The sequence below is a fragment of the Thermocrispum sp. genome (assembly GCF_002919275.1).
GTDB classification, from domain to species: domain Bacteria; phylum Actinomycetota; class Actinomycetes; order Mycobacteriales; family Pseudonocardiaceae; genus Thermocrispum; species Thermocrispum agreste.
The window spans coordinates 51,512-72,534 of record NZ_PKFA01000033.1 but is presented as its reverse complement, the minus strand read 5'-3'; the positions used below and the strand labels follow the sequence as shown (position 1 = coordinate 72,534).

Annotated in this window: 19 protein-coding genes; 6 read left to right on the top strand and 13 right to left on the bottom strand. The window is 70.7% G+C overall.

All coding sequences use genetic code 11. The annotated features are described in order from the left end of the window. Positions 1-291: 291 nt before the first annotated feature. The 6 genes from pheT to infC all read right to left on the bottom strand — a co-directional run bounded on the left by pheT (position 292) and on the right by infC (position 6,072). Positions 292-2,790 (bottom strand): phenylalanine--tRNA ligase subunit beta, encoded by a 2,499-nt coding sequence (gene pheT, locus CXP56_RS07315; protein ID WP_286900524.1) that lies wholly within the window; start codon positions 2,788-2,790, stop codon positions 292-294. Beyond that, positions 2,790-3,839, bottom strand: coding sequence for a phenylalanine--tRNA ligase subunit alpha (pheS, locus tag CXP56_RS07310; RefSeq protein ID WP_028846595.1), 1,050 nt, complete (start codon positions 3,837-3,839; stop codon positions 2,790-2,792). The genes pheT and pheS overlap by 1 nt, the downstream gene beginning before the upstream one ends. A gap of 108 nt (positions 3,840-3,947) precedes the next feature. Continuing rightward, positions 3,948-4,751, bottom strand: coding sequence for a TrmH family RNA methyltransferase (locus CXP56_RS07305; RefSeq protein WP_286900521.1), 804 nt, complete (start codon positions 4,749-4,751; stop codon positions 3,948-3,950). Between the two features lie 38 nt (positions 4,752-4,789). After that, positions 4,790-5,170, bottom strand: coding sequence for a 50S ribosomal protein L20 (gene rplT, locus CXP56_RS07300; protein WP_028846593.1), 381 nt, complete (start codon positions 5,168-5,170; stop codon positions 4,790-4,792). 92 nt (positions 5,171-5,262) lie between these two features. Beyond that, positions 5,263-5,457, bottom strand: coding sequence for a 50S ribosomal protein L35 (gene rpmI / locus CXP56_RS07295; RefSeq protein WP_028846592.1), 195 nt, complete (start codon positions 5,455-5,457; stop codon positions 5,263-5,265). Positions 5,458-5,526: 69 nt separating this feature from the next. Then, positions 5,527-6,072: a translation initiation factor IF-3 gene (gene infC / locus CXP56_RS07290; protein ID WP_479267735.1), complete on the bottom strand. Its 546-nt coding sequence runs from the start codon at positions 6,070-6,072 to the stop codon at positions 5,527-5,529. Positions 6,073-6,358: 286 nt separating this feature from the next. On the opposite strand from infC, the gene CXP56_RS07285 reads away from it, so the two are divergent. Continuing rightward, positions 6,359-6,730, top strand: a complete 372-nt coding sequence (locus CXP56_RS07285) for a DUF1844 domain-containing protein (protein ID WP_028846590.1) — start codon at positions 6,359-6,361, stop codon at positions 6,728-6,730. Positions 6,731-6,751: 21 nt separating this feature from the next. Here the strand turns inward: CXP56_RS07285 and CXP56_RS07280 are convergent, their stop codons facing one another. From CXP56_RS07280 to CXP56_RS07270, 3 genes are read right to left on the bottom strand one after another with little or no spacing between them, the layout of a single operon-like run. Continuing rightward, positions 6,752-7,777 carry an NAD(P)H-dependent flavin oxidoreductase gene (locus CXP56_RS07280; protein ID WP_286900519.1) on the bottom strand — a complete coding sequence of 342 codons (1,026 nt, stop codon included), beginning with the start codon at positions 7,775-7,777 and terminating at the stop codon, positions 6,752-6,754. Next, the gene (locus CXP56_RS07275; protein WP_028846588.1) at positions 7,774-8,457 is read right to left on the bottom strand and encodes a response regulator; all 684 of its coding nucleotides are present in this window, start codon (positions 8,455-8,457) and stop codon (positions 7,774-7,776) included. Before CXP56_RS07275 ends, CXP56_RS07280 begins: the two co-directional genes overlap by 4 nt. Next, complete coding sequence (locus tag CXP56_RS07270) at positions 8,454-10,064, bottom strand: sensor histidine kinase (RefSeq protein ID WP_286900518.1); 1,611 nt, start codon at positions 10,062-10,064, stop codon at positions 8,454-8,456. Before CXP56_RS07270 ends, CXP56_RS07275 begins: the two co-directional genes overlap by 4 nt. 159 nt (positions 10,065-10,223) lie before the next feature. Between CXP56_RS07270 and CXP56_RS07265 the strand changes: the two genes are divergently transcribed. Beyond that, on the top strand, positions 10,224-11,543 hold the full coding sequence (locus tag CXP56_RS07265) for a cation:dicarboxylate symporter family transporter (protein WP_479267734.1): 1,320 nt from the start codon (positions 10,224-10,226) through the stop codon (positions 11,541-11,543). A gap of 446 nt (positions 11,544-11,989) precedes the next feature. On the opposite strand, the gene CXP56_RS07260 is transcribed toward CXP56_RS07265, so the two are convergent. Both CXP56_RS07260 and uvrA read right to left on the bottom strand, forming a co-directional pair. Further along, entirely contained in the window at positions 11,990-12,433 is a 444-nt protein-coding gene (locus tag CXP56_RS07260; RefSeq protein WP_028846585.1) for an SRPBCC family protein, read from the bottom strand. A gap of 276 nt (positions 12,434-12,709) precedes the next feature. After that, on the bottom strand, positions 12,710-15,565 hold the full coding sequence (uvrA, locus tag CXP56_RS07255) for an excinuclease ABC subunit UvrA (protein WP_028846584.1): 2,856 nt from the start codon (positions 15,563-15,565) through the stop codon (positions 12,710-12,712). A 326-nt stretch (positions 15,566-15,891) separates the two neighbouring features. Between uvrA and CXP56_RS07250 the strand changes: the two genes are divergently transcribed. Then, entirely contained in the window at positions 15,892-16,569 is a 678-nt protein-coding gene (locus CXP56_RS07250; protein WP_028846583.1) for an MBL fold metallo-hydrolase, read from the top strand. A 133-nt stretch (positions 16,570-16,702) separates the two neighbouring features. On the opposite strand, the gene CXP56_RS07245 is transcribed toward CXP56_RS07250, so the two are convergent. Next, complete coding sequence (locus CXP56_RS07245) at positions 16,703-17,209, bottom strand: hypothetical protein (protein WP_051309671.1); 507 nt, start codon at positions 17,207-17,209, stop codon at positions 16,703-16,705. 101 nt (positions 17,210-17,310) lie between these two features. Here CXP56_RS07245 and CXP56_RS07240 point away from each other — a divergent pair, with 101 nt between their 5' ends. The 3 genes from CXP56_RS07240 (at position 17,311) to CXP56_RS07230 (ending at position 19,825) form a co-directional block, all read left to right on the top strand. After that, positions 17,311-17,994 carry a response regulator transcription factor gene (locus tag CXP56_RS07240; RefSeq protein ID WP_286900512.1) on the top strand — a complete coding sequence of 228 codons (684 nt, stop codon included), beginning with the start codon at positions 17,311-17,313 and terminating at the stop codon, positions 17,992-17,994. Next, positions 17,994-19,268, top strand: a complete 1,275-nt coding sequence (locus CXP56_RS07235) for a sensor histidine kinase (protein ID WP_286900511.1) — start codon at positions 17,994-17,996, stop codon at positions 19,266-19,268. The genes CXP56_RS07240 and CXP56_RS07235 overlap by 1 nt, the downstream gene beginning before the upstream one ends. A gap of 77 nt (positions 19,269-19,345) precedes the next feature. After that, positions 19,346-19,825: a PepSY domain-containing protein gene (locus CXP56_RS07230; RefSeq protein ID WP_051309669.1), complete on the top strand. Its 480-nt coding sequence runs from the start codon at positions 19,346-19,348 to the stop codon at positions 19,823-19,825. 109 nt (positions 19,826-19,934) lie between these two features. Here CXP56_RS07230 and CXP56_RS07225 read toward each other — a convergent pair whose 3' ends face one another. Then, entirely contained in the window at positions 19,935-20,768 is an 834-nt protein-coding gene (locus CXP56_RS07225; RefSeq protein WP_028846580.1) for a S1 family peptidase, read from the bottom strand. Positions 20,769-21,023: the final 255 nt, after the last annotated feature.

Here is a 21,023-nt window from a genome sequence, read left to right as displayed (position 1 = left end):
GGCCGCCACCTCGACCTGGCCGGCCGCGACCGGGCGGCCTTCCGGGTCCGCCACGTCCAACCGCACGGTGACCTGCCGCTCGGCGGCCTCGGATTCCTGCTGCGCGACCACTTCGAGGCGGTACGCGTGGCCATCTCTCCGGAACTGGGTCCGGTGCTCCTCGATGATCGTCATGGCCCCGACGGTATGCCCGGTCCCGGCCTCAGCGAGGCGTCCGGCGCGAACGACGCCACTTACGGCGCCACTGACGTCACCAGGGTGATCAGCGGCGCCCGGAATGCGCCACTCACGTCACGCGCGCAGCGTCGCCCCGAACTCCTCCGCCGCAGCAGCCACCGCCGCGTCCCGCAGCTCGACAGCTTCCTCGCTGGACAGCGTGCGCTCCGGGTCCCGGAACCGCAGCTTGAACGCCAGCGAGCGCTTGCCGTCGCCGATCTGCTCACCGGTGTAGATGTCGAAGAGCGTGACGTCCTCCAGGCGCGCACCGGCACCGGAGCGAAGCGCCTTCTCCACCGATGCCGCGGGCACGGATTCGTCGACCACCAGTGCGACATCCATCAGGACCGGCGGGTACGGCGACATCGGCGGAGCAGGCCGGTTCTCCACCACCGGGACGGCGTCCAGGTCCAGCTCCATGGCCACGGTCCGCTTCGGCAGGCCCATCGCCTCGACGACCTTCGGGTGCAGCTCACCGGCGTATCCCACCGGGAAGTCGCCCACCAGCAGCCGCGCACACCGGCCCGGGTGCCACGGCGCGTGCTCGGCCGCCTCGATCTGCAGCTCGACGCCGGACACCTCGGCCACGATCCTGGCGGCCTGCACCGCGTCGGCCCACGAGGCCGACCGTCCGGGACCCCACCAGCCGGCGCGCTCCCGGTTGCCGCTCAGCACCACCGCCACATGCAGTGGTTGCTTCGGCACGGAGGCTTCCAGCGTGGCCAGTTCCTCGTCCGACGGACGCTCGGTCACCGGAGGGTCGGGCACCCGGGGGGCGCCCTTCTGCGGCAGGAAGACCTGGCCGATGTGGAACAACGCCACGTCCCGCAGGCCACGCGACTGGTTGCGCTGCAGCGCGTCGAGCAGCCCCGGCAGCAGCGTGGTGGCCAGCTCCGCGCTGTCGGCGTCGAGCGGGTTCAGCAGCGAGACGGTGTTCCGCCGGACGTCGTCCGCAGGCAGGCCCATCTTGTCCCAGGTCTGCTTCGACACGAACGGCGGCGGCGCCACCTCCACGTAGCCCGCTTCGGCCAAGGCGCGGGCCACCGACCGCTTGCGCCGCTGCTCGGCGGTCAGCCCGGTGCCGGGCGGGGCGGCAGGCACCGTCGACGGAATGGTGTCGTAGCCCTCCAGCCGCAGCACTTCCTCCACCAGGTCGGCGGGCCGTTGCAGGTCGGGCCGCCACGACGGCGGCTCCGCGACGACCAGACCGGTCCCGTCCGGCGCGGTGTCGATGGAGACCTTGCACCCGATCTGGGTCAGCCGCCTGGCCGTCACGCCGCGCTCGTACCGCACGCCCGCGACCTCGTCCGGCAGCGAGATCGGCATCGTCACCGGGGGAAGCTTCTCCATCCGGCCCTCGTCGGTCCGGCCGGGCTGGACGGTGCCCCCGCCGTAGGTGCGCAGCAGGTTCGCGGCCATCTCGACGGCCACCGGGGCGACCGCCGGGTCGGTGTGCCGCTCGAACCGTTTGGCCGCCTCGGAGAACAGGTGGTGCCTGCGCGCCGTGCGGCTGATCGACGCCGGATTCCAGAACGCGCCTTCCAGCAGCACGTCGGTGGACTCCGGGGTGATCTCCGTGCTCGCCCCGCCCATCGTGCCTGCCAGCGAGATCGGGCCGGTGTCGTCGCAGATGACGATGTCGCCCGGGTCGAGCACCCGCTCCACGTCGTCGAGCGTGGTGAGCTTTTCGCCTTCCTTGGCCCGGCGCACCACCAGTTCGCCCTTGACGCGCTCGGCGTCGAAGGCGTGCAACGGCTGGCCCAGCTCCAGCATCACATAGTTGGTGACGTCCACCGCCAGCGAGATGGACCGGATGCCCGCCAGCATCAGCCTGCGCTGCATCCACCACGGAGTCGGCGCGCTCGGGTCCAGCCCGGACACCCGCCGCACCACGAACCGCTTGCAGCCGTCCGGGTCCTCGATCCGCACCGGCCACGCGTCGCCCTTGGCCTTCGGCAGCTCCCGCAGGCCGGGATCGGCGAACGGCAGGTCCAGCGCGCACGCCAGCTCCCGGGCCAGGCCGCGCACCGACAACGCGTAGCCACGATCCGGCGTCGGCGTCACCTCGAGCACGGCGTCGTCCAGCCCCAGCCCCTCGGTGGCGTCGTCACCCGGCGTGGCCGAGTTCCTCGGCAGCACCAGGATGCCGCTGTGGTCCTCGCCCAGGCCCAGCTCCCGGGCCGAGCACATCATGCCCTCGCTGAGGTGGCCGTAGGTCTTGCGGGCACTGATGGCGAAATCACCCGGCAGCACCGCACCGGGCAGCGCCACCACCACCAGATCGCCCTCGGTGAAGTTCGTCGCGCCGCAGATGATGCCGCGGGTGGCGTCCGTGGAGCCGGGCGTCACCGCGTCGCCGACGTCCACCCGGCAGTACCGGATCGGCTTCTTGAACTGCGTCAGCTCGGTGATCTTCTCCACCCGGCCGATCACCAGCGGGCCGCGCACCTGCTCCAGCCGGTGCACCCCGTCGACCTCGATGCCGACCCGGACCAGCGCGTCGACCACCTCGTCGACACCGATCCCCTCGGTCAGCGCCAGGTGCTCGGTCAGCCAACTGAACGGAACCTTCATCAGCAGGCCTCCATCCCGAACGGCAGGGTGAACCGCACGTCGCCCTCGACCATGTCACGCATGTCGGGGATGCCGTTGCGGAACTGCAGCGTGCGCTCCAGGCCCATGCCGAAGGCGAATCCGCGGTACTCGTCCGGGTCCACCCCGCAGGCGCGCAGCACGTTCGGGTCGACCATGCCGCAGCCACCCCACTCGACCCAGCCCGGGCCGCCCTTCTTCTCCTCGAACCACACGTCGACCTCGGCCGACGGCTCGGTGAACGGGAAGAAGTGCGGGCGCAACCTGGTCCGCGCCGACGCCCCGAACATCGCGCGGGCCAGCACGTCGAGCGTGCCCTTCAGGTCGGCCATCGTCAGGCCCTTGTCCACCGCAAGGCCCTCGACCTGATGGAACACCGGCACGTGGGTCGGGTCGGCCTCGTCGGTGCGGTAGCACCGGCCCGGGCACACGATGTACACCGGCAGCTTGCGGTGCAGCAGCGTCCTGGCCTGCACCGGCGAGGTGTGCGTGCGCAGCACCAGCCGCGAGTCCTCCGGCGCGACGTAGAACGTGTCCGCCATCAGCCGGGCCGGGTGGTCCTTGCCGAAGTTCAACGCGTCGAAGTTGAACCACTCGGCCTCCAGCTCCGGGCCGTCGACGACCTCGTAGCCCATGCCGACGAACACGTCCGCGATCCGCTCGGCCATGGTGATCACCGGGTGGCGGGCGCCACGCGGGATCCGGTCCCACGGCAGCGTGACGTCGACCGCCTCCTGGCGCAGGACCTTCTCGTCCCGCTCGGCGCGCAGCTGGGCCAACCGCTCGTCGTAGGCGGACTGGATGGCTTGCCGGGCCTCGTTGACCCGCTTGCCCGCCGCGGCCCGGTCCTTGGCGTCCAGCGAGCCGATCATCCGGCGGGCGCGCAGCACCGGCGAGCCGTCGCCCAGGTGCGTGGGTTTCACCGCGGCCAGCTCGTCCAGGTCCGCGGCGGCAGCGAAAGCCTCCCGCGCGGACCGGACGGCCTCGTCCAGTGCGGACTGCGCGAGTTCGGCTGGTGGTGTTGCGTTCATGACTCCTCGGCCGGCTTGATGACCACGTTCCGTGCACCAAGATCGTGCCGCATCGGCTGCCGCGGAACGGGACCGGCCCCCTCGCCTCCTCGCTCTGACTCGTCTACGTCACTGTCGGCTGCTCTGCGAGCGCTGCGCGCGAGCGGTCGCGTACAGGCAGACGGCTGCCGCTGTGGCCAGGTTCAGGCTCTCCGCGGCGCCGTAGATCGGCACGGCCACGGCGGCGTCGGCGGCCCGGGTCACCTCGGGTGCCAGGCCGTGCGCTTCGTTGCCGAACAGCCACGCCGTCGGCCCGGCCAGCGCGGCCTCCACGTCGGCGTCGTCCAGCCGCTGCGTCGCGCGCCCGTCAGCGGCGACAACGCGAAGCCCGGCGGCACGGCACGCAGTCATAACGTCCGCCACATCGCGCTCGCGAGCCACGGGCAGATGGAACAAGCTCCCGGTCGACGCCCGCACGCATTTGCCATTGTGCGGGTCCACCGAATCGCCGGCGAGCACCACTGCGTCCGCGCCCGCCGCGTCCGCGACCCGCACCACGGTGCCGGCGTTGCCCGGATCGGACACCCCCACCAGCACCGCCACCATGCGCGGGCTGTCGCCGATGGCCTCGGCCACGGTGACGTCCACGGTGTCGCACACGGCGACCAGCCCCTGCGGCGTGACCGTCTCGGACAGCAGCTCGGCCGCGCGCGGAGTCACGGTGGAGACCCGCACCCCGGCGGCACGAGCCTGCCGCACCAGGTCCGCGTGCCTGCTCGCGGCCTGCTCGGTGACGAACAGCTCGTGCACCGCTGCGGGGCGATCGCGGCCTGCCGCGCGCGCCAGCGCCTCGCGGACCGCTTGCGCCCCTTCGGCGAGAAACCGCCCGGCCGCCGACCGGCCGGAGCGCGTGGTCAGCTTCCGGGCGGCCACCACCCGTGGTGTGCGGTGGGTGAAGATCTCCTGCGTGATCAGGCCGACTTCTTCGCTTCCTGGGCCGGAACGTTCTGCTTGGCCAGCTCGACCAGCGCGGTGAACGCGGTCGCGTCGTTGACCGCCAGGTCGGCCAGGATCTTGCGGTCGACTTCCACCTCGGCGGCCTTCAGGCCCTGGATGAAGCGGTTGTAGGTCATGCCGTTGGCGCGGGCCGCCGCGTTGATCCTGGTGATCCACAGCTGCCGGAAGTCGCCCTTGCGCGCCCTGCGGTCGCGGTAGGCGTAGTTGAGCGAGCGCAGCGACTGCTCCTTGGCCTTGCGGTACAGCCGGGAGCGCTGCCCGCGGTAGCCCTTCGCCTGCTCGAGAATCGCGCGACGCTTCTTCTGGGCGTTCACTGCCCGCTTGACGCGTGCCATGGGTCCATCCTGTCGAATCTCGGGGGCGGATCCGCCGCCCCGGGGTGGTCGTGGTCAGTTGGCCGGAATGTGCTGTCCGGCGCCGGGCACCGTCAGATGCCGAGCATCCTCCGGACGGTCTTCACGTCGGCCTTGGCGACGTCGCCGGTGCCTTCCAGGCGGCGCGTCACGCGGCTCGACTTCCGCTCCAACAGGTGCCGCCTGCCGGCACGCTGACGACGCAGCCGGCCACTGCCGGTGACCTTGATCCGCTTGGCGGTACCGCTGTGCGTCTTCTGCTTAGGCATGAATTCTCTTCCTTCTCATGGCAGGCCGATACCGCCCTCTGCCGGGGCGGTGGTCGTGACCTGACCCGTCTACCTGCCCGAGCGGGCAGATCGCTTGCTGGACTCGGCGTCCTTGCCGGCCTTCTTGCCCTTCTGCTGCTTGATGGGCGCCAGCACCATCACCATGTTGCGGCCGTCCTGCTTCGGTGCGGACTCGACGACGCCGAGGTCGGCCACGTCGTCGGCCAGCCGCTGCAGCAGCCGGAATCCGAGCTCGGGACGCGACTGCTCCCGGCCGCGGAACATGATGGTGACCTTGACCTTGTTGCCGCTCTTGAGGAAGCGGGCGACGTGGCCCTTCTTCGTCTCGTAGTCGTGGTCGTCGATCTTCGGCCGGAGCTTCTGCTCCTTGATCACCGTCTGCTGCTGGTTCCGGCGGGACTCACGGGCCTTCTGGGCAGCCTCGTACTTGTACTTGCCGAAGTCCATGAGTTTCGCCACCGGAGGGCGTGCCTGCGGGGCGACCTCGACCAGGTCGAGATCGGCCTCCTGCGCCAGGCGCAATGCATCCTCGATGCGGACGATGCCTACCTGCTCGCCGTTCGGCCCGACGAGCCGAACTTCGGGCACGCGGATGCGCTCGTTGATGCGCGTGTCGGAGCTGATGGGGCCTCCTTGGTCCGTTGTTGCCTTTGCTGTTGTCGTCCGGGGCCCCTTGACGCCGACAAGCGTCGGGCCCCACCTGCCATCGGCAGTGGGGCCCACAACTCCGATCGTGTCCGCACCGGCGGACACCTCGCCGATGGTGCCATCGGCGAGACCGGACCCGGCCGCCTCGAAGCGGCGACTCGGGTGGGAGCGGGGCTCCACTTGCTCACACCCGGACATCCGGGTGTGAGTGGCTCATGGCAGGGTACCAGACGTGGCTGATGATAGTGCGAACGCGGCCAGGGATGGAGAGTATTCCGAGCTGCCGCAGCGGGACCTTGCCGACGTCCCCAGCGTCGAGGTTGTCACCAGGGCCGCCGTCATGCTGCTGTCCGCGGCCGCCGAGCGCCTGGGCTTGGCCGACGAGGATCCCGACACCAGCCCGCGCCGGGACCTTGACGAGGCACGCAGGCTGATCACGGCGCTCGCCGGTCTGGTCACGGCGTCGGCCGAGTACCTGGGTGCCCACGCGGCGCCGCTGCGTGACGGCCTGCAATCGGTGCAGCGTGCGTTCCGGGAGGCCTCCCCCGTGCCGGATCCGCCCGGACAAGGCCCCGGAGAGAAGTACACCGGACCGGTGCACTAGCCAGGGCGTCCCCGGCTCCGGCTAGCGCAGGCGCTCGGCCTGCGTCCACAGTTCCGCGACGATCTCGGCCGCCGGGCCGGTGCGGGCCGCGCGATGACCGGTTCCTGCCCACAAGGCCAGGCCCTCCGGGTCCCCGGCGGCCGCGGCTGCCGCACGAATCGGCGCGGTCAGCTGGTGCACCTGCGGATGGACCGCCGGCGTGGCGCCGTCGAACTGCTCGACGAACGACGTACGGATGGCCCGGGCAGGGCGGCCGGTGAACGCGCGCGTGACGACCGTGTCCGGGCGTCCTGGATCGGCCAGCGCGTCCTTGTGCGCCTGTTTCGCGCCGGATTCGTCGCTCCGGACGAACGCGGTCCCGAGTTGAACGGCGGAAGCGCCCGCGGCCAGTGCCGCAGCGATCGCGTCCGGTGTCGCCATGCCACCTGCCGCGATCACCGGCACGCCGGGCCGGATCCGGCGCAGCAGCTCGACGAGGGGGGCCCGGCCCGGCTCGTCGGTCATCCGGTGCGTGCTGCGGTGCCCGCCGGCCTCCGGCCCCTGCACGCACAGCGCGTCCGCCCCGGCAGTCACCGCGTTCCGTGCCTCGTCGGCGGTGGTGACCGTGACGATCACGGTGCTGCCTGCGGCACGGAAGGCCTTGATCACCTTGGCGTCCGGAATGCCGAAGGTGAACGAGACCACCGGAACGCGCTCGGCGAGCAGCATCTCCACCTTCTCCGCGAAGAAGTCGTCGTCCTGCCAGTCCGGCTCGGGAATCGTCACACCGTGACGCTCGGCGACCGGCCGCAGGCGCTCGCGGTACGGCCGCAGGTCGACTTCGCGACGCGGCGGTTCGGGGACGAACAGATTCACACCGAAGGGCTGGTCGGTTGCCTGCCGCACCGCGCGGATCTGCTCCCGCAGAGCATCCGCTCGCAGGTAGCCGCCCGCGAGGAAACCCAGGCCACCCGCGCTGGTCACCGCCTGCACCAGGGCAGGTGTGGACACCCCGCCCGCCATCGGTGCCTGCACGATCGGAATCGCCGGCCCGGACACGTCGATCATGGCCGCTTCACCGTACGGTAACGCAGCTCCGGCCGCCCGACCTGACCGTAGGACGGACGGCGCTCGACCACGCCGCTGTCGGCCAGGTACTCCAGATAGCGCCGGGCCGTCACCCTGGACGTCCCGGTGCGCCTGCCGGCCTCCGCCGCCGAGAGGCCGTCCGCCGCCTCGCGCAGCGCCGCCATGATCGCCTCCAACGTCGCGCCGCTCATCCCTTTCGGCAGCGCGCCGTGGTCGACCGTGCGCAGCGTGCCGAGGATGCGATCGACCTCCGACTGGTCGGCTTCCCCGGACGCCTGGCGGTAGCGGGCGTAGGCGGTGAGCTTGTCCCGCAGCGTGGCGAAGGTGAACGGCTTGATCAAGTACTGCACGACGCCGACCGAGACGGCAGCCTTCACCACCTCGAGGTCGCGCGCCGACGTCACGGCGATGACGTCGACCGGATTGCCGGCGGCACGCAGCCCCCGGCACAACGTCAGCCCGTGCGTGTCCGGCAGGTAGAAGTCGAGCAGCACCAAGTCGGCATGCCCGGACTTGAGGAAACGCGTCGCCTCCGCACCGGAATGCGCCACGCCTGCCACGGTGAACCCGGGCACGCGTTCGACGTACTCGCAGTGCGCTTGTGCGGCGATCGGCTCGTCCTCCACCACGAGCACGGCGATGTCGGACGGCGGGCTCACGAGCGCACCCCGGCAGGCAGCCGCACAGTGAACACTGCTCCGCCGGAGCTGTCGTTGCGCACGTCCACCGAGCCGCGGTAGCGCCGCACCACCTGGCCGACCAGAGCCAGCCCCAGGCCGTGCCCCGGCGCGGATTTCGTGGACCAGCCGCGCCGGAACACCATCTCGGTGTCCAGCACGCCGGCACCGTTGTCGGACACTCGCATGAACAGTTCACCGCCCTCGCCGCGCAGATCGACCCGGACCCGTGGCGGGGTCCTGCCACCTTGTACCGCCGCGTCCATGGCATTGTCGACGAGATTGCCGAGCACCGTCACGGCGTCCCTCGGCGCGATGCCGTGGTCGCCGATCAGCGAATCGTCCACCGCCGCTCCCTCCTCCAGCACCAGCTCGATCCCGCGCTCGTTCGCCTCGGCCAGCTTGCCGAGCAGCAACGCGGCCAGCACGGGCTCGGCGACCGCGCCAACCACTCGGTCGGTCAGCTGTTGGGCGATCTCCAGTTCCGCGGTGGCGAACCGCACAGCTTCCTCCGTGCGGCCGAGCTCGACCAGCGAGACGACGGTGTGCAGGCGATTGGCCGCCTCGTGGGCCTGCGACCGGAGCGACTCGGCGAACCCCCGCACGGTGTTCAGCTCGCCGGTCAACGCCTCCAGCTCGGTGTGGTCGCGCAGCGTCACCACGTTGCCCATCGGCCGGTCGCCGCTGCGCACCTGGGAGGTGTTCACCACCAGGACACGGTCGTCGGTCACGTGGATCTCGTCGGAGCGCGGCCGGGTCGACGTCAGTGCGTCGGCCAACGGATCCGGGAGACCGAGCTCGGCCACCGGCGTGCCCTCCGGCGGTGTCTCCGGCAAACCGAGCAGCGCGCGGGCGCCGTCGTTGCACAGCCCGACCCGGCCGTCGGCGTCGACCAGGATCAGCCCCTCCCGGACGGCGTGCAGGATCGCTTCGTAGTAGGAGAACATGCGCGCCAGTTCGGCCGGCCCGACACCGCGCGTCTGCTTCTTCAGGCGGGAGCTCACCAGCCACGAGCCGGCGATCCCGACGGCCAGCACGGCGCCCGCGAGCATCAGCAACGGACCCAGCCGCTCGTTCAGCTCCGCGGTGACCGCCTCGACCGTGATGCCGACGCTGACCAGGCCCACGATCTCGTCGCCGTGGTGGACGGGGACGACGGCCCGGATCGACGGGCCGAGCGTGCCGGTGTAGGTCTCGGTGAAGATCTGCCCACGCAGCGCCGGACCGCGATGTCCCAGGAACGTGCCGCCGATCTGCTCCGGGTTCGGGTGGGTGTAGCGGGTGCCGTCCGGGGCCATGATCGTGATGAAGTCGACACCGGTGTCGGTACGCACCCGCTCGGCAAGTGGCTGCAAGCGCCGCGTGGGATCGTCGCTGCGCAGCGCCTGCTGAACGTCCGGCATCCGCGCCACGGCGACGGCAACCGCGGTGGACTCCTCCCTGGCCGCATCCTCGCTCGCCCTGGCGGCCTCCCGGTAAGCCAGCAGCACGCCCGCGCCGACCAGCACCGCGACCATCACCAGCAACAGAACCAGCAGCTGTCCCGCCAGGCTCCACGGTCGCCGCGGCCTGCTCGGTCGCTGGGCCATCGCCGCCTCCGGATCGTGCCGTGAGTGAACGGAATGAACATAACGGTGACCGGAGTCACAAGTCCCCCGATAGTGCTACCCACGCACAACCGACGTCTGGAGGAGGCACTGATGGCGAAGGAGCCTGCCGCCACCGCACCGCCGGCTCGCCGAGACCGGGTGCACTACTTGTACCTGGCGGTGGTCGGCGCGGTCGTGCTGGGCATTGTCGTGGGCTTCGCCTTCCCCGATTTTTCCTCCGAGCACCTCAAGCCGCTCGGGGAAGGCTTCGTCAAGCTGATCAAGATGATGATCAGCCCGATCATCTTCTGCACGATCGTGCTCGGCATCGGCTCGGTCGCGAAAGCGGCCAAGGTCGGCAAGGTCGGCGCCCTGGCGCTGACCTACTTCCTGATCATGTCCACGGTCGCGTTGGCGATCGGGCTGGTCGTGGGCAACGTGCTCCACCCGGGCGAGGGCATGCGGCTCGACCCGGACGCCGTGGCCAAGGCTCAGCAGTCGGCGCAGGGCGGCGAGTCCACCGAGGAGTTCCTGCTCGGCATCATTCCGGAAACCCTGGTGTCCGCACTGACCTCCGGATCGGTGCTGCAGACCTTGCTGATCGCCCTGCTGGCCGGGTTCGCGCTGCAGCGACTCGGCCCGGCGGGCGCGCCGATCCTGCGCGGGATCGAGCACGTCCAGCGGCTGGTGTTCCGCATCCTCGCCATGATCATGTGGGCGGCCCCGGTCGGCGCGTTCGGCGCCATCGCGGCGGTCGTCGGCGACACCGGCTGGGCGGCGTTGAAGAGCCTGGCCGTCATCATGCTCGGCTTCTACGCCACCTGCATCGTGTTCGTGTTCGTGGTGCTCGGTGCCGTGCTGTGGTTCGTCGCCCGGATCAACCTGTGGCAGCTGCTGCGCTACCTGGCGCGGGAGTTCCTGCTGATCCTGTCCACCTCGTCCAGCGAGTCGGCGCTGCCGCGGCTGATCGCGAAGATGGAGCACATGGGGGTGAGCAAGCCGGTCGTCGGGATCACCGTGCCCACCGGCTACTCGTTCAACCTCGACGGCACCGCCATCTACCTGACGATGGCGACGCTGTTCATCGCCGCCGCGCAGGGCAGCCCGCTCGGCGTCGGCGAGCAGATCGCGCTGCTGCTGTTCATGATCATCGCGTCCAAGGGTGCGGCGGGTGTGACCGGCGCCGGCCTGGCCACGCTGGCGGGCGGCCTGCAGACGCACCGGCCGGAACTGGTCGACGGCGTCGGCTTCATCGTCGGCATCGACCGGTTCATGAGCGAGGCGCGGGCCCTGACCAATTTCGCGGGCAACGCGGTGGCCACCGTGTTGATCGGCCACTGGACCGGGGAGCTGGACCGCCAGCAGGCGCGGCGGGTGCTGACCGGACAGGATCCGTTCGACGAGCAGACCATGCTGGACGATCACCACACCGAGCCGGCCGCCGCGGGCGAGCCGGAGCGGGAGAAGGTGACCGCCTGACATTGCGGGCGCGACGTCGCGGCGATTTCACGACCGATGGCCGGGGCACCAGCGCTCCGGCCATCGGCGTCTCGACGGGTTCTCCGGCAGCGGGCCGAGCGCACCGTGGACGGCTGGAGTCGGCCAGCCATCGTCCGGCTACGTCAGCCTCTTCCTGCGGGCCAGGCCGCGGGTACGCCTGCGGGGGCGGCCGTAGCGCCTCGGGAGCGCACGACCCGGCGACCGCGCAGCCGCGGCGACCGGCCACGGTTCGCCCTCCGAGGCAACCGTCGGATCCCGGATTCACACGCTCCGCCAGCCCCCACGGCTGGGATGCGCACGACCGGCCGGGCGCCGCGGTCCAGCGCGCTGCCGGCAAGCCTCCGACCCCGTGGCTACGCCGACCTGCCCAGTACGCTTGTCGGCGCGGGGACGTCGCAGGCCTGGCGGCTGCACGGATCCGCCGATCATGGTGCGAGGTGGGCGCGAAGGCCACGGTGTCCGCGATTCATCATCACGGCGTGGTTCAGCCGGAACACCGGGCGAGCCACCAGGGCGCACCAGCGCAACAAGGGTTTGCGTGCAACGACCTCTTGAACGATCTCGAGCACGGTGCCGTCGGCATGTTCGCGGACCCATGCTCGCAGCGAGCCGTCGAGATCACCGGTCAGCCGGACGCACAACCTGCCCGCATCCGGGTCTTCCTCCACCCGGTGCAGGCGGATCACGATGCGATACGGCAGCATCGCACGGCACACCACTTCCGCGGTGTCGTCGTCCAGGCGCAGCACCGACCGGACGTCCGGCCACCAGCGCGGATAGCCGGACACGTCGGTGACCTCGCGGAACACCAGTTCCGCAGGCGCGGCCACGTGCCACGACGTCCGGAACCGGTACTCGTGCAAGCTCACGGCGCCAGTATGCGACTTCCTGGGCGAGCCGGCGCACCGAGCAGCAGACGCCGCCCTGCTCAGCAAGCTGGGCGGCCCGGGGCCATGCCGCCGTTGTTCCTGCGGGGAGCTGGCCGGTCACCACGCAGTTCGGCGATGCGCGGCCGGAACCCGCCGTCATCGGCAACTGGCAGGGCCAGTGCGGCCAGGTCGAGGCTGTGGGCGAGCGGCCTGACCGACCTGCCAGGCGTGGGCCGGGCCGCGCGGATCGCGCCGGGCGACGGTGTGCCTCGGCGGTCAGCCGAGAATGGGCTTGAGGAACTGCCCCGTGTAGCTCGCCTCGTTCGCCGCCACGTCCTCCGGGGTGCCTTCGGCCACCACCGTTCCACCGCCGGAGCCGCCCTCCGGCCCCATGTCGATGATCCAGTCGGCCGTCTTGATGACGTCCAGGTTGTGCTCGATGACGATCACCGTGTTGCCCTTGTCCACCAGGCCGTGCATCACCACCAGCAGCTTGCGGATGTCCTCGAAGTGCAGCCCGGTGGTCGGCTCGTCGAGGATGTAGACGGTGCGCCCGGTGGAGCGCTTCTGCAGCTCGGCGGCCAGTTTCACCCGCTGCGCCTCGCCGCCGGACAGGGTGGGCGCCGGCTGCCCCAGCCGCACGTAGCCGAGGCCCACGTCCACCAGCGTCTGCAGATGCCGGTGGATCGGCTTGATCGGCTCGAAGAACTCCGCGGCCTCCTCGATGGGCATGTCCAGCACGTCCGCAACCGTCTTGCCCTTGTAGTGCACCTCCAGGGTCTCGCGGTTGTACCTGGCGCCCTTGCACACCTCGCACGGCACGTAGACGTCCGGCAGGAAGTTCATCTCGATCTTGATCGTGCCGTCGCCCGCGCACGCCTCGCAGCGCCCGCCCTTGACGTTGAACGAGAACCGGCCGGGCTGATACCCGCGAACCTTCGCCTCCGTGGTGGCCGCGAACAACTTGCGGATGTGGTCCCACACCCCGGTGTAGGTCGCCGGATTGGACCGCGGCGTGCGGCCGATCGGCGACTGGTCCACCCGCACCAGCTTGTCCACCAGGTCGAGGCCACGCACCCGGGTGTGCCTGCCCGGCACCTGCCGCGCACCGTTCAGCTTGTTCGCCAGCACCGTGGCGAGGATGTCGTTGACCAGCGTGGACTTGCCGGACCCGGACACCCCGGTCACCGCGACCAGGCAGCCGAGCGGGAACGACACGTCGATGTTGCGCAGGTTGTGCTCGCGCGCACCGACCACGGTCAGCCTGTTCCGCTTCGACGCCGGGCGGCGCGACACCGGCAGCGGGATCTCTCTGCGGCCCGCCAGGTAGTCACCGGTCAGCGAGCGTTCGTTGGACAGCAGTTCCTCGTACGGCCCGCTGTGCACGATCTGCCCACCGTGCTCCCCCGCCCCCGGGCCGATGTCCACCACCCAGTCGGCGGCCCGGATGGTGTCCTCGTCGTGCTCGACCACGATGAGGGTGTTGCCCAGGTCGCGCAGCCGGGTCAGCGTCTCGATCAGCCGGTGGTTGTCCCGCTGGTGCAGGCCGATCGACGGCTCGTCCAGCACGTACAGCACGCCGACCAGGCCGGACCCGATCTGGGTGGCCAGCCGGATGCGCTGCGCCTCCCCGCCGGACAGCGTGCCCGCCGCGCGGTCCAGCGACAGGTAGTCCAGCCCCACGTCGAGCAGGAAGCGCAGGCGCGCCTGGATTTCCTTCAGCACCGCGCCCGCGATCATCGCCTGCCGCTCGTCGAGCTTGAGCCCGTCGAGGAACTCCGCCGCCTCCGCCACCGACAACGCGGTGACCTCGGCGATCGAGCGGGGCCCCAGCGTCTCGTGCTCCAAGGTCACGGCCAGGATCTCCGGCTTCAGCCTGGTGCCCTGGCACGCGGGGCACGGCACCTCGCGCATGTAGCCCTCGTACCGCTCCCGCATGTACTCGGACTCGGTCTGCTCCCGGCGGCGCTCCAGGAACGGGATGACGCCCTCGAAGTTGGCGTAGTAGGAGCGCTGGCGGCCGTACCGGTTGCGATACCGGACGTGCACCTGCTCGCTGGTGCCGTGCAGCACCGCCTTCTGCACCTTCGCGGGCAGGTCACGCCACGGCGTGTCCATGCGGAATCCGATCGTCTCGGCCAGCGCGGTGAGCAGCCGCTGGAAGTACTCCGCCGACTGGCCCACCGCCCACGGCGCGATCGCTCCTTCGGCGAGCGACAGCGAGTCGTCCGGCACCACCAGCTCCGGGTCGACCTCCTTGCGCACGCCGATACCGGTGCACTCCGGGCACGCGCCGTACGGCGAGTTGAACGAGAACGACCGCGGCTCGAAATCCTCCACCGCGAGCGCGTGGCCGTTCGGGCACGCCAGGTGCTCGGAGAAGCCGCGTATCCGGCCGGGGTCGTGCTCCGGCAGGTCCACGAACTCCAACTCGACCAGCCCGTCGGCCAACCGCAGCGCGGTCTCGATCGAATCGGTCAGCCGCTGCTTCGCCGACGGCTTGACGGTCAGCCGGTCGATCACCGCCGCGATGTCGTGCTTCTCCTGCTTCTTCAGCTTCGGCGGATCGGTGAGCGGATAGACCTGGCCGTCCACCCGCACGCGCGCGTAGCCCTGCTGCTGCAGGTTGGAGAACAGGTCGACGTACTCGCCCTTGCGGCCGCGCACGATCGGGGCGAGCACCTGAAACCTGGTGCCCTCCTCCATCGCCAGCACCTGGTCGACGATCTGCTGCGGGGTCTGCTTGGCGATCGGCTCGCCGCACTGCGGACAGTGCGGCTTGCCCGCCCGCGCGTACAGCAGGCGCAGGTAGTCGTAGACCTCGGTGATCGTGCCGACCGTGGAACGCGGGTTGCGCGAGGTGGATTTCTGGTCGATCGACACCGCGGGCGACAGCCCCTCGATGAAGTCGACGTCCGGCTTGTCCATCTGGCCGAGGAACTGCCGCGCATACGCCGACAGCGACTCGACGTACCGCCGCTGCCCCTCCGCGAAGATGGTGTCGAACGCCAGCGACGACTTGCCCGAGCCGGACAGGCCGGTGAACACCACCATGCTGTCGCGCGGCAGGTCGAGATCGACGCTCTTCAGATTGTGTTCGCGCGCACCTCGGACGACGAGACGATCGGACACCCGGGTGGCCCCTTCCTCGGATTGGATTCGGCAGCGGCAATCGGTCGGACTCGCCGACCTCCCCCATGCTAGGCGCGGGCACCGACAACGTCCGGCTGGGGCGGCCGCGACCTGCGCACTTCGCCGCCCCGCTGGCCGGCGGATCGAGCGACCGCCCGGCAGGCGGTCCGGGATCCTTGCCCGCGGTGGCCGCAGCGCACCCCGGCGGACCGTCCGGCAGCGCCGTCCTCGGCCGCGGATCCGGCCACGGACGGGCGCCCGATGGGCACGAGGACGCACCCCGGCCCGGGGTGGAGCGGCGGTGCGGCGCGGCATAACCTGCACGCATGCGGATCAGTGAGGACTACACCGGGCATGTCGAGCCTGGCGGAGACGCCCAGCGGCGCACGCTCGCCGCGCTGACCATCACCAAACTCTCGGTCGGCCCGATGGACAACAACACGTACCTGCTTGTCGACCGGGAAAGCGGGGAGGCGCTGCTGATCGACGCGGCGAACGACCCGGACCGGATCTCCGACATGATCGGCTACGACCGGGAACGTCCCACGCTGCGCACCATCGTCACCACGCACCAGCATCGGGACCACTGGCAGGCACTGGGCGCGGTGGCCGGCGCGTACGGCGCCAACACGGCCGCGCACCCGCTGGACGCCGATCCGCTGCCCGTCCCGCCCGACTTCCTGCTCGAACACGGCGACACCATCTCGGTCGGCTCGTGTCAGCTCGAAGTGATCCACCTGCGCGGCCACACACCGGGCTCGATCGCCTTGCTGTACCGCGATCCGGAAGGCCACCCGCACCTGTTCACCGGCGATTCGCTGTTCCCGGGTGGCGTCGGGAAGACCACCACTCCGGAGAACTTCAAGCAGCTGATGACCGACGTCGAGGAACGGATCTTCAACGTCCTGCCCGACGACACCTGGTTCTACCCCGGCCACGGCGACGACTCCACGCTCGGCGCGGAACGAGGGAAACTGCCGGAGTGGTGGGAACGCGGCTGGTGACGCTCCCGCCGGACCCGGCGGGCTCAGCGCCGCGAGGTGCGGCTCGCCGTCCGCACACCGGGTGCTTCGCGGGGAGTCACGAGACCCCCGGCGTCGCATCGAGCCGCTGACCGGCCGCGGGTCAATCGTCGGGTCAATCGTCGTCGTCGGACTCGGTCTCGACCTTGGTCTGCGCGACCGGTGTGTTCCCGCTGCAGCTGAGCTCGACGGTGACACGCACGTCATTGTCGGACTCGAACCGGATGCGTGCCCTGTCGTGGCCGCGGTCGTCGACCTCGTCGAGCTCGAACCCTTGCGCGGGCACGATCTGCACCACGGACAGCGGCGAGCAGCGGGCCACCACGCTGCCCCCGCGGCTGGTGAACGACCGTGTCGTCGGTTTCGTGGCAGGCGGCGACGACGCGGGTGCAGACCGCAGGGGCTGCGACCGTGGCGTGGAGGACTGCGGGGCAGGCGCCTGCCCCGGTGCCGCGGCCAGGCGCTGGTCGACCTCCTCCTGGCTGAGCGGACGTTGGGGGGAGTCCACGATGCCGCTGCCGATCGCACCCACGGCGACGACGCCGATCAGCGTGGCCGCCCCCGCGGCAAGCAGCCAGGCCAGCACGACTCCCGCCACACGCGTCTTGTTCCGCTCGGCCACGCTCCCAGCATGGCCCCCGATGGTTAAAGCTGCGCTATGGCAGCCTCATCATGCCGTGAGTTGCCCCCGAATGCGCACGTCAGTGGCTTAAGTTGGACGACGTGCCGCACGTGCTGCTGATCGAGGACGACGCCGCCATCCGCGCCGCGTTGATCCGTGGGCTGTCCGAACGCGGCCATGCCGTCTCGTCGGTGGGGACCGGCATGGCGGGCTTGGAGCAGGCGGTGAACTCCCGCCCGGACACGGTGGTTCTCGACCTCGGGTTGCCGGACGTCGACGGCCGGACCGTGCTGCGGATGCTGCGCGGGGCCAGCAAAGTTCCGGTGGTCGTCGCCACCGCACGGGACGACGAGTCCGAGATCGTCGCGCTGCTCAACGCCGGCGCGGACGACTACGTCGTCAAGCCGTTCAGCGCAGCGCAGCTCGATGCCCGCATTCGCGCCGTCCTGCGGCGCGGCGGCGAGCAGAAGAACAGCCAGGTCGTCGAGGTCGGCCAGCTGCGCATCGATCCACGCACCCGCGAGGCGACCCTGGAGGGCAGGCCCCTGGACCTGACCCCACGGGAGTTCGCTCTGCTGCACTACCTGACCGCACGCGCCGGTGAAGTGATCAGCAAGCGCGAGTTGCTGGCCGAGGTGTGGCAGTTGCCCTACGGCGGTGCCGACAAAACGGTCGACGTGCACCTGTCCTGGCTGCGCCGCAAGCTCGGCGAAACCGCGCACGAACCGCGCTACCTGCACTCCATCCGCGGTGTCGGGGTGCGCATCGCTGCGCCAGAGGGCTGATGCGCCGCCGGGTGTTGCTGCTCGTCGCCGCCACCACGTCGCTGGTGCTGGTGGCGTTCCTGGTGCCGTTGGCGCTCCTGATCCGCGACGTCGCCGCCGACCGGGCCGTGCAGGCCGCCACCACCCAGGCGCAGGCGCTCAGCTCCCTCATCGCCACCACCGACCGGGCGTCGCTCGAGGTCAGCGTGGCTCAGGCGGATCAGGCGTCGGCTCACGACCTCACGGTCTTCCTCAGCGACGGGACCCAGCTGGGGCATCCCAGCCCGCACAGCGCCTTGGTGCGGCTGGGCAGCCGGGGCACGAGCGCCTCGGCCGACGTTCCCGGCGGCCGGGAAATCGTCTTCGCGGTCCGCGACGGCACCGGCGGCAACGCGGTGATCCGGGCGTTCGTGCCGGACGCTCTGCTCAGCGCGGGCGTGGAGCGCGCATGGCTGGTGCTCAGCGGGCTCGGCGTCGCGCTGCTGACGGTCAGTTTGCTGGTCGCCGACCGGATGGCGCAGCGGCTGGTGCGTTCGACCATCGAGCTGGCGGACGTGTCGAACCGCCTCTCCAGCGGTGATCTGACCGCGCGCGCCGACACCAACGCACCCGCCGAGATCGGGGTGGTGGCCAGAGCGCTCAATCACCTGGGCAGCCGGATCGACGAGCTGCTGGCCGAGGAACGGGAAACGGTGGCGGACCTGTCGCACCGGGTGCGCACGCCGCTCACCGCACTTCGCCTGGAAGCCGAAGCCCTGCAGGATCCGGACGAGGCGGAACGCATCGGCAACGGGGTCGATGCGGTGGAACGTGCGGTCACCCAGGTCATCGCCCAGGCGCGCCGCCGCAGCAGTGAGCCGGCCGCCGGGTGCGACGCCGCAGAGGTGGTGCGCGAGCGGGTGGAGTTCTGGGCCGCGCTGGCCGAGGACACCGGCCGCAAGCCGGCCTACGAGATCGCTCCCGGGCCGCTGCCGGTGCAGTGCAGCCGCGGCGACCTGACGGCCAGCCTGGACGCCCTGCTGGGCAACGTCTTCGCCCACACGCCAGACGGCACCGACTTCACCGTCCGCTTGCAGCCCCGCCCGGGCGGCGGCGCGGTGCTGTGGGTGGAGGACGACGGTCCGGGGCTGCCGGAGGCCGGCTTGGCAGGCCGAGGCCGGTCCGGGACGGGGTCCAGCGGTCTAGGGCTGGACATCGCCCGGCGGGCCGCCGAGCGGAGCGGGGGTGGCCTGACCCTGGGCACCTCTCCCGGCGGTGGCCTCAGCGTGCGCATGGACCTTTTGGGCTTGCCTTAACCGTCTGGCAGCGCGCCGCTGGATCGGGGCAGGGAATCGTCGACGGTGCCAACACCGCATCGACGAAAGGGCGGACCATGAAGCCAATCACGACCCTGGCTGGACTGGCGGCCGCGGCCGCCGTGGTGACCGGCGGCGTCCTGCTCGCGACGAGCGATGACGACACGAACGTCGCCCCCTCGGCTCAGCGGGCCATCGGGACGCCCACCCAGCTGGAGCCCGCGGCGACCACGGACTCCGGCACGGCGAACCCCACGCCTCGGTCTCCCGCCGACGGCCAGGCAATCACCGCCGAGCAAGCGTCCGTGATCGCCGTCGGCCACATTGGCGGCGGCACGGCCGTCGACATCGAGCGCGAGTCCGAGCACGGCCGGACCGTGTGGGACGTCGAGGTGGTGCACGACCGGCAGGAAATCGAGGTCCACGTCGACGCCGTGACCGGCGAAGTCACCCGCATCGACCGGGACGACCGCGACGACAGGCACGACGACGACCGGTACGACGACGATCACCACGATCGGCACAGTGATGACGACGACCGGTACGACGACGACTGAGCATCGGCCGACAACGGCAAGGGGCGGATCGCTGACGATCCGCCCCGTGCCTTCGCCTCCGTTGCCGGGCGACAAGCGGTCACGCGCCTACCGCCCGGCCGTCACCGCGTCATTTCTGCGGGGACGTCGGTTCGCTTCCGCCGATCTGCTCCTGCAGCTCGTCGTAGAAGCTGCCGATACGGGAGTACACCCCCGGCTTGCCCGGCCGAGCGCACCCTTCGCCCCACGACACGACCCCGATCAGCTTGTTGCCCACCACCAGCGGACCACCGGAGTCGCCGTTGCAGGCGTCCTTGCCACCCTCGGGGAAGCCGGCGCAGATCATGCCGTCCGCCTCGTACAGCGAGCCGTAGGCCGCGCTGCACTCCTCGTCCGAGGTCACCGGCACGTCCACCTTCATCAGGTGGTCGGACTGCTCACCGCCCTCGGTGGTGTCGCCCCAGCCCAGCGTGGTGGCCATGGTGCCCGCTTGGTAGGCCGGGTCGTCCAACGGCGCCAGCTCCACAGTGCCCTGATCCACCGGCTCCGCCAGCGTCACCACTGCCACGTCGTGGTTGAAGTCGCTCCAGTCGTACTCGGGGTGCACCCAGATGTCGCTGACGTCGGACACGGTGCCCTCGTCCGAACTCATCACCGTCCGGCCGGACACCACCTTGAAGTCCTCCAGCTCGGCGCCCTCGACGCAGTGCGCAGCCGTGACCACCTTGTCCGGGGCGACCAGCGAGCCGCCACAGAACCCGAACCCGTCCGGCGTGATCAGCCGCACCGTGTACGGGTAGTCCTCGATGTTGGCTTCTTCCCCGCCGACGACGAACGGCTTGACGGGAGTCTTGGCCGACGGGTCGTCGGCCGCCCCCGCGGTTGCGCTGGCACCCAGAGCCGCCGCGCATGCCATCACCGCAACGGCCGCGCTCCTGGCCGTTCTGCGCGCGAAATTCCCCATGGTGATCTCCTCCATTGCCCCGCGTTGTCCGGCGCGGGACCTCGATTTCGTGATTCAGTAACCGGGTTCGCCCGGTCACGTGTCAAGAAGTACCGGAGTTGATCGTTACGGCACCAGATGCAACCGTTGTGCTCCATTCGGGTTATTACCGCCGGTCACACTCTGCCGTCGCGCCGAAAGCGGCCCTCATCAGGACGGATGCCACGCGCACCTCGGCGAGGAGATCACACACGTATCCCTAGCAGCACGTACTCG